Below are 11,045 nucleotides of genomic sequence, written 5' to 3'. Positions count from 1 at the left end.
ACCCGAACCAGACGGTCCAGGCCGGGGATGTCAACATATCTGGCGTTGACTTTTGGCACGCTGTTGAGTTCTCAAGGAACGGACACTTCCTTCAGGCCGCTCTCGCAGGCCCTCCGGGCGTTTCGTTCGTTCTGCATTCAGCTTATCAGACCCGATCCGCAGTGTTTCCCGCGGCTCTTTCCCGACTCACTTCCCGCTGGCCTTTCGACCGCCTTCCGGCGCTTCAGATCCTAGCAGATCCTCCGTGCCCTCCGGCCTTCAAGCGGCCTTCGCCGTAACCGACCTGACGGCCTGTCCGACGCCTCAAACTTTAGCCCAGTCCCGCTCCGAAAAGCGAATCCGGACCCACTCCCAGAAATGCAGACACGACAAAACAGACCGGCCCGCGACGACGCGCGAAAAGCCGGGCTTCTTGCTGCGAATGGTGTTTCGAGAGAGTGGCTGCACCCGGGACCGGCCGCGCAGACGCGTGTCCGGTGCTCCCTGACAGGCAGCTCGAAGAACATTAGACCTCTGCGGGGACCGAGTCAACCTCCCGGGTCGGCAGCTGGAAGGCGAGCACGGCCACGTCGTCGTCGTGGTCCGCGGTGACCCCCATCGCCCGGAGCAGCCGGGCGCAGACCACGTCGGGCGATCCGACCGCACCGGCCAGCGTGCGGGCGAGCCGGCCCAGGCCGTGGTCGATGTCCTGGTCCCGGCGCTCGACCAGGCCGTCGGTGTAGAGGACGCCGGTGGTGCCGGGGAGCAGTCGCAACGAGTGCGAGGTGTGGCTGCCGTCTCCGGTGCCCAGTGGCGGGCCGTTCTGCTGTTCGCCCTGGAGCACGGTGCCGTCCGGGCAGCGCAGCATCAGCGGGAGGTGTCCGGCCGAGGCGTAGCTGAGCGTCCCGGCCTGGGGGCCGGGAGGTGCCCCCGGGACGGAGTCCGGGGGAGGGTCGTAGACGGCGTAGACGCAGGTGGCGATCTGGTTGGCGTCGATCTCCATGGCGAGGCCGTCCAGCAGGGCCATCACCTGGTGCGGTGGCAGGTCCAGCCGGGCGTAGGCACGCACCGCCGTGCGCAGCTGGCCCATCACCGCGGCGGCCCGCAGGCCGCGGCCCATCACGTCGCCGATCACCAGCGCGGTCCGACCGCCGCGCAGGCTGATCACGTCGTACCAGTCGCCGCCGACCGCCGCGTCGGCGCCGCCGGGCTGGTAGGTGGCGGCGACCCGGAGGTCGGCGGGCTGCTCCAGCTTCTGCGGCAGCAGGCTGCGCTGCAGGGTCACCGCGGCCTCCCGCTGGCGGCGTTCCGCCTCGCGCAGCCGGCTGGCGGCCTGCACCTGGTCGGTGACCTCGGCCGCGAAGATCAGCACCCCGACCGCGGGCGCGGGCGGGAGGTCCCTCCCCAGGCCGGCACGTTCGTTCGGGACCAGCGGCACGCAGGAGACGTTGAAGCAGCGCGGCCGGCCGCCCGGGCCCGGGTCCAGGATGGTGCGGGCCTTGACGCTGCGGGCGCGTCCGCTGCGGAGCACCTGGTCGAGCAGGGGCAGCACGCCCAGCTCCGCCAGCTCCGGCATCGCCTCGTCGGCGGGCAGTCCGGCCAGGTGGCTGCCGAACAGCTGGTGGTAGGCGTGGTTGGCGTAGCCCAGCCGGTGCCGCGCGCCGTAGGTGACGGCGACCGGCGCGGGCAGCCGGCCCAACACCTCGCGCAGGTCGTACAGCTCGTGCAGGTCGAGCAGGTGGTCCGGGCAGAGCTGGCCGCCCGGGCCGCCGAGCGGGTCGCGCGGGCCGGGCAGGGCGACCGGGTCGTCCGGTGGAGACACGAGCCGCCACGGGGCCCCGGTGAGCCGCGCACTCCAGCGCATGAGGTTCAACCGACCGTCGCTTCCTCGGATCGCAGGGTCCGTCACGTTTCGTACTGGCGTTTGCACGCGGCGTGACGATGGTGTCAGGCAGATCCTGTCAGGTGAAGGAGCGGTTCTGGAAGTCGTACGTGTGTTGGTCGTGTTGTACGGCTCTCCCCCGGGCTCCGTCCTGGGCGCCTCCCGGCCGCTGGGCCGTCTCCTTCCCCGGCCCGGCGGCGGTCCGGCTCAGGACTCCGGCGTGCCCGTCGCCACCTCGAACTCGGCCCGCGGGTGTTCCAGCGCCCCGAGCGACACCGCCTCCCGGGCGAAGACCGCACCCAGCACCCAGTCGGCCAGCACCCGCACCCGGCGGTCCGGGCTGGGCAGCCCGCGCAGCGTGCGGGCCCGGTGCAGCAGCCAGGCCCGGCGGCCACTGAGGCTGCGCCCGTCCCGGTGCGCGACGCCGCGCCGCAGCCCGAGCGAGGTGGAGACCGCGGCCGGCGCGGGACGGTACGGCTGGACCGGCCGACCGCCGAGGGCCGCCAGCAGGTTGTCGGCGAGCACCGTGGCCTGGGCCAGCGCGTGCTGGGCGTTCGGCGGGCAGGGCTCGCCGCCCGCCGCCCGCGGGTCGGGCACCGCCGCGCAGTCGCCGGCCGCCCAGGCGTCGCCGAGCGCGCCACCATCCGGGCCGGTCACCTGGAGCGTGCCCAGACATCGCACCCGCCCGACGTCGTCCAGCGGGAGGTCGGTGGCGGCGAGCAGCGGCGCGGGCCGCATCCCGGCCGTCCAGACCAGGGTGCGGGCGGCGAACCGGCTGCCGTCCGAGAGCGCCACCACCCGGCTCTGGGCGGACTCCAGGGTGGTGGCCAGCCGGATGTCCACGTTGCGCTCGCGCAGTTGGACCAGGGCGTGCTCGGCGAGCGCCGGCTCCTCCTGGGGCAGGATCCGGTCCGCGGCCTCGGCCAGCACCCAGCGCAGGTCCTCCGGGCCGAGGTTGGGGTAGCCGCGCAGCGCGTGCCGGGCCATGTCCTCCAGTTCGGCGAGCGCGCCGACCCCGGCGTACCCGGCTCCGACGAAGACGAACGTCAGTGCGGCATGCCGGAGTTCGGGGTCCCGCGTGGACGAGGCGAGGTCGAGCTGGGCCAGCACGTGGTTGCGCAGCCCGACCGCCGCGCCGACGCTGTCGAACCCGCGGCCGTGCTCGGCCAGTCCGGGCAGCACCGGTCGTCGGGACACCGAACCAGCCGTCAGAATCAGCTGCTGGTAGTCGAGTTCGAACTCCGGGCCGCTCTCCGGCAGCAGCCAGGCCCGCCGCCGGGCGTGGTCGACCCGGGCGATCCGGGCGGTCAGCACCCGACAGCGCGGCAGCGCCCGGCGCAGCGGGACCACCACGTGCCGGGGGTCGATCGAGCCCGCCGCGACCTCGGCCAGCAGCGGCCGGTAGGTCAGGTAGGGCGTGGTCTCGACCAGCGTGATCTCCGCCCGGCCGGAACGGAGTTGGTCCCGCAACCCGTGCTGCAACCGCAGCGCCGCGGTCAGCCCGGCGCATCCGCCGCCCACGATCAGGATCCGGATGGTGCCACCCCCTGTCGATGTGACCTGGTTCACGCATCCATGACGCACCGGAGAAGCGTCTCTTGTCCACAGCGCGTACCGGATCCGCCGGACCGGGCGCGGTGCGGGCAGGGGTTCCGGGCGGTTTGGACGACGTCAATTCGTCACCCCGGGTGGTGAATCCATTACGGCCTGATTTACCGTTGGCCGACCGGCCCGACTGGTGCACGCTGAAACGGGGAAGGGTAGTCCGCAGGCGATCCCGGCCCGTGCGCTCCGGGCTGACGGTCATTCGGGCGCCACCCCGGGGGCCGACCGGTGACGCCGGGTCGCGGCGTGCCGAGGACGGCTGCGCGGACCACGCGTAGCGTCCGGACCGGGCTCCGATGGGGGAGGGTTGGAACGATGGAACAGGATCACGTGCTGGGGGAACCGGCCGCGCAGCTCGGCGCGGTACCGGCTGCCGTGCCGGAGCAGCGGTCCCCGCTGCCCGGTGGGCACCGGGAGATCAGCGGCGGGGCGCGGCACGAGCCGGCCGCGGACGGCGGGCGGCGGCCGGCCGGCGAGCGGCCGGCCGGCGGGGCCCGGCTGCGAGTGGACGCGCGGCGCAACCTGGAGAGTGTGCTGCGCGCCGCCCGCGAGGTGTTCGGCGAGCTCGGCTACGACGCGCCGATGGAGGAGGTGGCCCGGCGCGCCGGGGTCGGCGTCGGCACGGTGTACCGGCGCTTCCCCAGCAAGGAGGTACTGGTCCAGCGGATCGCCGCGGAGGAGGTCGCCTGGCTGACCGCGCGGGCCCGGGAGGCGCTGTACGGGCCGGCCGGGCCGTGGGAGGCACTGGCGACGTACCTGGCGACCGCGGTGGCCAGCGGGGCCGGGCGGCTGCTTCCACCGGAGGCGTTCCGGTACGCCGAGGAGCTGGCCCGGGTGCCCGAGCAGCGGCTGCCGCGGGACGGCGCGGAGCCGCTCGGGACCTTCGGGGCCTGGGCGGCGACGGGGTCGGTGGCCACGGACCCGCAGGGTGCGCAGGAGCCGACGCCCGGGCTCGGCGCGGTGCCGGCCGCGCTGCTGGGTGCCGTCGGCACCCCCGACGCCGAACCGCGCCGGCTGCTCCAGCTGCTGGCCGCGCTGGTCGCCCGGGCCGCCGCCGCGGGCGAGCTGCGCGGCGGGGTCACGGTGTCGGAGATCGTCCTGGTGCTCACCGCCGCCGTGCCGGCCTCGATCGGGCGGGGCGTCAGCGCGAGCGCGGAGGAACCCGCCACACGGCTGCTGCGCATCCTGCTGGACGGCCTGCGGGCCGGCTGACCGGGGCCGGGATGGGGGCCGGGATGAGGGCCGGCGTCAACTGGCGTGGACGCCGTGGCCGGACAGGACGTCGGCGTGCTCCCCGGAAGAGTGGGTCCGAACGACTCTGGCTTCCGCACCACCCGCCGCTATGCCATTCTTTGGCCGTGGTTGGAGCCAATGTCCCAGTGCGCACCCTTCGGAGCACCGCGGTCGGTGGTGCGCCGAAGGTGCTTCCGGCTCGACATCGTTGGAGTGGGCGATGAGCGCCGAGGAGCGGGACGAGTACGACTACGCCGGGTTCGGCACCGAGCCGGGCACCGAGCCGACCGCCGGTCAGGTCCCGGGTCAGGGCGGCGCCCCGTCCCGGGAGTCGCTCTCCGGGCCGTCCTCCACCCCCGGGGTGGCCGGGCGGGTGCCCGGCCAGGCCAACCCCGGGCAGGGCGGGGTCACCCCGGAGGCGTTCGTCGACCGCGCCGGCCCGCGCTCCCTCCCGGAGCCCGACGGCCGGGTCCCGCTCGGCACGGTGCCGCCGCCGGCCGACCCCGTGGACGGCGACCGGCCGCCCTCCGACGCCGAGTTGACCGCCGCGGTGCGGGCCGGCGACGACCGCGCGTACGAGGAGCTGTACCGCCGGCACGCCGATTCGGTGCGCCGGTACGCCCGTTCGTGCTGCCGGGACAGCTTCACCGCCGAGGATCTCGCGGGTGAGGTCTTCGCCCGCACCCTGCAGGCGCTGAAGGCCGGCAAGGGACCGCAGTTCGCGGTCCGCGCCTACCTGCTGACCGCCGTCCGCAACGTCGCCGCGGCCTGGGCGCGCAGCGACCGGCGTGAGCAACTGGTCGACGACTTCGGCGCGTTCACCCAGTCCGCGACCGCCACCGCGATCGAGTGCGACCTCGCCGACCCGGGCGCGGACGCCTGGGCGATGGCGCAGGCGGACCAGCGGATGGTGATGCGGGCCTTCGCCGAACTGCCCGAGGACGATCGGGTGCTGCTCTGGCACACCGAGGTCGAGCAGGAGTCGCCGAAGACCGTCGCGGTGCTGCTCGGCAAGACCGCCAACGCCACCGCCGTGCAGGCGCACCGCGCGCGCTCGCGGCTGGCGGCCGGGTTCCTGCAGGCCCACGTGTCGGACGACTGGCCGCAGGGCTGCGAGGAGTACGCCAACCGGCTGGGCCGGTACGCCCGGGGTGCGCTGCGGAAGCGGGCCTCCGCCGAGGTCGGCCAGCACCTGCGGGAGTGCGACCGGTGCACGGCCGCCTACCTGGAGCTGGTCGACATCAACCACGGCCTGCGGGTGCTGCTGCCTGGTGGCGTGCTGCTCTGGGTCGGCGGCGGGGCGTTCTCGGCGGCCGCGCTCGGCGCGGGCGCGCTGGCGGGCGGTGCGGCGGCCGGTGGCGCGGCGGCGGGGTCTACGGGCGGGTCCTCGGCAGCGGGTGCCGGCGGCGCGGGGGCGGCCGGCGGAGGAGGCTCCGGCGGCGCCGGGGCGGCGGCCGGCGAGGCGATCGGTACCGCGGCCAAGGCGGGCATCGCGGCCGCCGTGGCGATGGCCACCGTGGCCGCCGTCGCCTACGCGCTTACCGGTGGCTCGCGGCCGGCACCGCCCGCCGCCGAGCCCGCGCCGACCAGCAGCGCCCCGGCCGCCCCGGCACCGCCGCCGTCACCGCCCCCCGCGGCGACGACCGCGCCGACGCCCCCTGCGGCACCGACCCCGGCCGCCCCGACCCCGGAGGCTCCGGCCCCCGCCCCGACCAGGCCCCCGGCGCCGACGCCGTCCCCCGTCCCGACCCCGGCCGCGAGCCGCGCGGTCGTCGCGCCCGTCCCACCGCCACCACCGGTGCCGATCCCGCCGGCGGTGCCGACGCCCGTGCGCCCGGTGGTCCCGACGCCGGCGCCGGCGCCCGTGTCGACCCCGCCGACCGTGCCGACCAGCCCTCCGGCGCTGCCGCCGACCAGCTACTGGATGGACGAGCTGCCGTTCGGCCGGGGCGGCGACCGGGCGCCGCAGTCCGGCCCGGTGATCGACCGTCGGGGCAGCGACTGGCTCTGGCAACGCCAGGGCCTGCGGATGTCCGGTGAGTTCTATCCGCGCGGCATCACCGTGCACGCCCCCTCGACGGTGACCGTCGAACTCGACGAGTCCTGCACCGCCTTCGACGCGGTGGTCGGGCTGGACGACCTGTCGCTCGCGCCCGGGCGGGTGGTCTTCTCGGTCACCGGCGACGACGGGCAGCGGCTCTGGACGTCCCCCGCACTGCACGCCGGGGACGTACCGGTGCCGGTGCACGTGCCGCTGGCCGGCCAGCACTCGATCCGGCTGGTGGTCGATCCGACCGACGGCTGGTGGTCGGCCGGGAACCTGGCCGACTGGGCCAGCGCCCGGGTCACCTGCTGATCGCGCGTCAGGCGCCCGGCACCGCGCAGGCGCCGTCCGCGCAGGCCTCGGCGTCGGGCGCCGCCGGGACGGTGGCACCGGTCTCGGCCGCCACCTGCTCCAGCAGCCGCAGGAAGGTCTCGGTCTCCTGCCCGCCCTGGACCGCCCAGCGGCCCTCGAAGACGAAGGTCGGCACGGCGCTGACACCCAGCGCGCGGGCCTCGGCGAGCTGGGCGCGGACCTCCGCCGCGCCCTCCTCGCCGGCCAGGTAGTCGGTCACCCGCTGCCGGTCGAGGCCGGCCGCCACCGCGACCTCGGTGAGCGCGGCCCGGTCGCCGACGTCCACACCGTCGCTGAAGTGCGCCTTGAGCAGCGCCTCCTTGAGCACGCCCTGGACGGCCGGGCCGTACTCGCTCTCCGCCAGGTGCAGCAGCCGGTGGCCGAGGAAGGTGTTGGCGTGCAGCGCGGCGTCGAAGTCGTAGGCGATGCCCTCGGCGCGGCCCAGCTCGGCCACCCGGGCGTCCATCGCCACCGACTGCGGGCCGTACCGCTCGGCCAGCCAGGCGCGGTGCGGGCTGGCCGTCGCCGGCGCGTCCGGGACCAGCTGGTACGGCCGGTAGACCACCTCGACGTCGGCCCGGCCCGCGAAGCTTTCGAGCGCCTGGTCGAAGCGGCGCTTGCCGATGTAGCACCAGGGGCAGGCGATGTCCGAGTAGATCTCGACCTTCATGGGGCGGGGCTCCTGTCAACAGGGGGGCGGCAACTGGACCGGACGGGTGAACCGAAATGTCCGGGTTGCTATTCCCCTGTCGGACGGCTCAGCGGCGGGCCGGGGCCGGGACCACCAGCACCGGGCAGGCCGCGTGGTGCACCGCGGCCGTGCTCACCGAACCGAGCAGCAGCCGGCTGAAGCCGCCGTTGCCGCGGGCCCCGACCACCAGGGTGTGCTGGCCGGCGCTGCGGGCGAGCAGCTCCTGGATCACCTGCCCGAGCACCACGTGCAGCGACAGCCGGCCCTCGAACGGCCGGTCGCGGGCCCGCTCGACGGTGGCCACCGCGCGGCGCAGCCCGTCCGCCGTGCTCGCGGTGAGCCGCTCGGCGCTCTCCCGCACGAGTTCGGTCATGCCGGGCGGGTAGCCGCCGGGGGACGGGTCGACCACGGCGAGCACGTGGAGCGGGAGGCCGAACAGCTCGGCCTCGGTCATCGCCCGGTCCAGCGCCCAGAGCGAGCCGTCCGAGCCGTCGCAGGCCGCCAGGATGCCGGGGGGCTGCGGCGGGCCGGGCGGGAGGGTGGAGAACGTCACGGGGGCGAGCCGGTCGGCGGCGGCCGGATCGCTGGACGGGTCGCTGTCGGTCACACCGTCATGATCCGGGTGCCCGTGGTCGTCGTCCGGCAACGCCACAGCGGCGGGGCTCAGTGGAACCGGGCCCCGGCGACCGCGCGCCGCCGCGGGAGCGGCAGCCCGGTCCAGCAGGAACCGTGCCGGCGGGCCTGCCAGCGGCGCAGCCACAGCTCGGTGGCGATCAGGTCGGTCAGGCCGTCCAGGGCTCCCGGCGGGAGGGTGGCGTGCTGGTCGGTGGCCCGCCCGAGGGCGCGCCGGACGGCCGGCAAGTCGATCAGCCCGGCCTCGGCGAGCAGCGGCTCGCGGAACAGCTCGGCCAGCGGATCGGCCACCTGGCGCAGCCCCTCGCGAGCGGCGTCGGCCCGGTTCGGACGCGGCGCACGCCCCCAGTCGGCGGGCAGGTCGGCCCGGCCCGCGCCGGCCAGCACCGCCCGCAGCAGCGCCGGCCGGGCACCCGGTTGCAGCCGGACGTCGAGCGGGAGCAGCCGGGCGGCCCGGACCACCCGGTTGTCCAGGAACGGCGCGTGCAGTCGCTGCCCGTGCTGCTCGGCGGCCTGCACCAGGACGCGGTAGCCGGCGGCGTGGTGGTGCAGCGCCATCCGGGCCCGCCGGGCGCCGGGCAGCTCGGCCGGTGCCGGCCCGCGGCCGGCCAGCCGCAGCCGCAGCGCGACCGCGGAGAGCGCGTCGTCGGAGAGCCAGCGGGCGGCCGGCCCGGGCACGCACCAGACCAGGTCGGCGGCCGAGTGCGCCCCTGCGGTGAATTGCGCGCCGGAGCGTGCGCTGATCCGCGCGCCGCCGAGCACGCCGGCGCGGGCGCGCACCCCGTCCGCACCGCGGCGCGCGGTGAGCTGGACCGCCGCGTCGTCCAGCGCCTCGGCGTACGGCCGGCGGGCCAGCCGGCGGGCCGCCCGCAGCACGGTGACCGGGGTGCGGACCGCCCCGGTGAGCGTCCCGGCCAGCGCCCGGTCGGCGCCCGCCAGCGCGGCGACCGGCGGCAGCAGCTCGCGCGGCCAGCCGTCCCGGACCAGGTCGGCCAGCCGGGCCGGGTGCCCGTCCAGGACCTGCCGGGCGCCGTAGCCGGTCAGGTGGTCGCTGCCACCCGCGCGCAGCCGGGCACCGATCGCGGCGGCGCTGGTCAGCGCCCGGCCGGGCTCGTCGGGGAGCGGGCCGGCCAGCGGGTCGTCGGCCAGGTCCGCGAACGGCAGGGTCTCCGGGGTGGCGGCCAGCACGGTGTGCCGCAGCCGCGCGGCGTCGGGCGCCACCGGGGCGGCCGGCGGCGACTCCCGCAGGGTGACGGCGGTGAGCAGCTCGGGCTCGGCGGGCCCGACCGGCTCGCGGTGCGCGGGCCGGGCCCAGGAGCCCCGGGTCGCGCCACTGCGCGGGACCGCGGCCACCGGCTCCGCACCGACCGGCTCCGCGCCGGCCGGGCCGCGCCCGATCGGCACCGCGGCGGCCAGCAGCGCCACCGTGGTCGAGGCCGTCCCGTACGAGAGGTCGGCACCGATCCGGGGCCGGCCGGGGCCCGGCCCCGGGCCGGTCGGCGAGCTGCGCACCCGGGACCGGACCGCCTCCAGCAGGCTGCGGGTCAGCTCCCGGACGGCCGGCGCCTCCCCGCCCGGGCCCGACCCGCTGCCCGCCGCGCTCTCGTCGTCGTACGAGGTCAGCTGCGCCCGGCCGGCGCGCACCGCCAGCGTCTGGCCGGGCGGGACCCGCTGCACGCCGACGTACGGGGTGCCGGTGCCGAGTGCCTCGGGCGACTCCGGGCAGGCCAGCCGGGCGGCCAGGTGGCCGGTGTCCACCGCGGCGCCGATCAGGTCGGCCAGCGGCAGGCCGGCCGTGGCGTAGGCGGTGCCGCCGCACCAGGGGGTGTGGAAGACCGGCTGCGCCCCGGCCAGGTCGGTGAGCAGCAGGGTGCTGCGGGTGCCGCTCCGCAGCACCACGGTGTAGCTGCCGGGCCAGCCGGACAGGTGGCGGACCGCGCCACCGCGGGCGGCGGCCAGGCCGGCCAGGAGTTCGTCGTCGGTGGCGCCGCAGTGGCCGAGCACGGCGAGCCGGACCACGCTCTCCGGGTCGGCGGAGAGGTCGCTGGTGACCGGGCCGGTGAGCACCTCGGGGGGTCGCCCGGGCCGCAGCACGGCCTGCCGGAGCTCCTCGGGCCGCCAGTCGCCGACCGCCCAGAGCGGGTCGGGGCCCTCCCAGAGCGTGGTGGCGGCCAACGGGCGGACGGCGGCCAGCGCCTCCAGCGCCTCGTGCAGGGCGGGGTGCGCGGACGGCGTGCGAGAGGTCGGCGGGGCGTGCGGGCCGGATGGGCGCGCCCCTGGCGAGGCCGGGACGGACCGCCGAGGGGGCGGGATCCGGGAGCCGGACACTCCGCCGCTCCAGCCCGTCAGCCACCGCATCGCGCCTCCACCGGGTGTGGACGTCTCAGGGGCGCGGCCGGCGACCGTTCGTCAGGTCGGGCCCGCGCCAGGAGACATCGTGCCATCGGTGGCGGGGAACGCGTCCTCGCCCGGGGTCGGGTGATTCCGGGGACAGGGACGACAAGTCAGGAAATAGCGTCGGGAAACGGTCAGGACACCAGGCGCCGCGCGGACCGGGCCTCCCCCTCCGTGGCCCGGGCCGCGCGGCCGGGAGGCCGACCGCACTCCGGTCGCTCCGCCGCTCCGGC

Annotated in this window: 6 protein-coding genes and 1 pseudogene; 2 read left to right on the top strand and 5 right to left on the bottom strand. The window is 76.7% G+C overall.

Annotation, left to right across the window (positions count from 1 at the left end; all coding sequences use genetic code 11):
• Positions 1-535 precede the first annotated feature (535 nt).
• Together ACIGXM_RS06220 and ACIGXM_RS06215 are read right to left on the bottom strand one after the other, a co-directional pair.
• Positions 536-1,852, bottom strand: a pseudogene (locus ACIGXM_RS06220) (PP2C family protein-serine/threonine phosphatase); the annotation flags it as partial.
• 216 nt (positions 1,853-2,068) lie between these two features.
• Positions 2,069-3,430, bottom strand: a complete 1,362-nt coding sequence (locus ACIGXM_RS06215) for an NAD(P)/FAD-dependent oxidoreductase (RefSeq protein WP_396557282.1) — start codon at positions 3,428-3,430, stop codon at positions 2,069-2,071.
• 351 nt (positions 3,431-3,781) lie between these two features.
• Here ACIGXM_RS06215 and ACIGXM_RS06210 point away from each other — a divergent pair, with 351 nt between their 5' ends.
• Both ACIGXM_RS06210 and ACIGXM_RS06205 read left to right on the top strand, forming a co-directional pair.
• Positions 3,782-4,678, top strand: a complete 897-nt coding sequence (locus ACIGXM_RS06210; protein WP_396557280.1) for a TetR/AcrR family transcriptional regulator — start codon at positions 3,782-3,784, stop codon at positions 4,676-4,678.
• 241 nt (positions 4,679-4,919) lie between these two features.
• Positions 4,920-7,055 (top strand): sigma-70 family RNA polymerase sigma factor, encoded by a 2,136-nt coding sequence (locus ACIGXM_RS06205; protein WP_396557278.1) that lies wholly within the window; start codon positions 4,920-4,922, stop codon positions 7,053-7,055.
• A 7-nt stretch (positions 7,056-7,062) separates the two neighbouring features.
• Here the strand turns inward: ACIGXM_RS06205 and ACIGXM_RS06200 are convergent, their stop codons facing one another.
• From ACIGXM_RS06200 to ACIGXM_RS06190, 3 genes are all read right to left on the bottom strand, one after another.
• The gene (locus ACIGXM_RS06200) at positions 7,063-7,764 is read right to left on the bottom strand and encodes a DsbA family oxidoreductase (protein WP_396557276.1); all 702 of its coding nucleotides are present in this window, start codon (positions 7,762-7,764) and stop codon (positions 7,063-7,065) included.
• 88 nt (positions 7,765-7,852) lie between these two features.
• Entirely contained in the window at positions 7,853-8,392 is a 540-nt protein-coding gene (locus tag ACIGXM_RS06195) for a universal stress protein (protein ID WP_396557274.1), read from the bottom strand.
• Between the two features lie 56 nt (positions 8,393-8,448).
• Positions 8,449-10,776, bottom strand: coding sequence for an asparagine synthase-related protein (locus ACIGXM_RS06190; RefSeq protein WP_396557272.1), 2,328 nt, complete (start codon positions 10,774-10,776; stop codon positions 8,449-8,451).
• Positions 10,777-11,045 lie beyond the last annotated feature (269 nt).

The sequence above is a fragment of the Kitasatospora sp. NPDC052896 genome (assembly GCF_044547075.1).
In the GTDB taxonomy this organism is placed as follows: domain Bacteria; phylum Actinomycetota; class Actinomycetes; order Streptomycetales; family Streptomycetaceae; genus Kitasatospora.
This window is presented reverse-complemented; position numbering and strand designations above follow the sequence as displayed.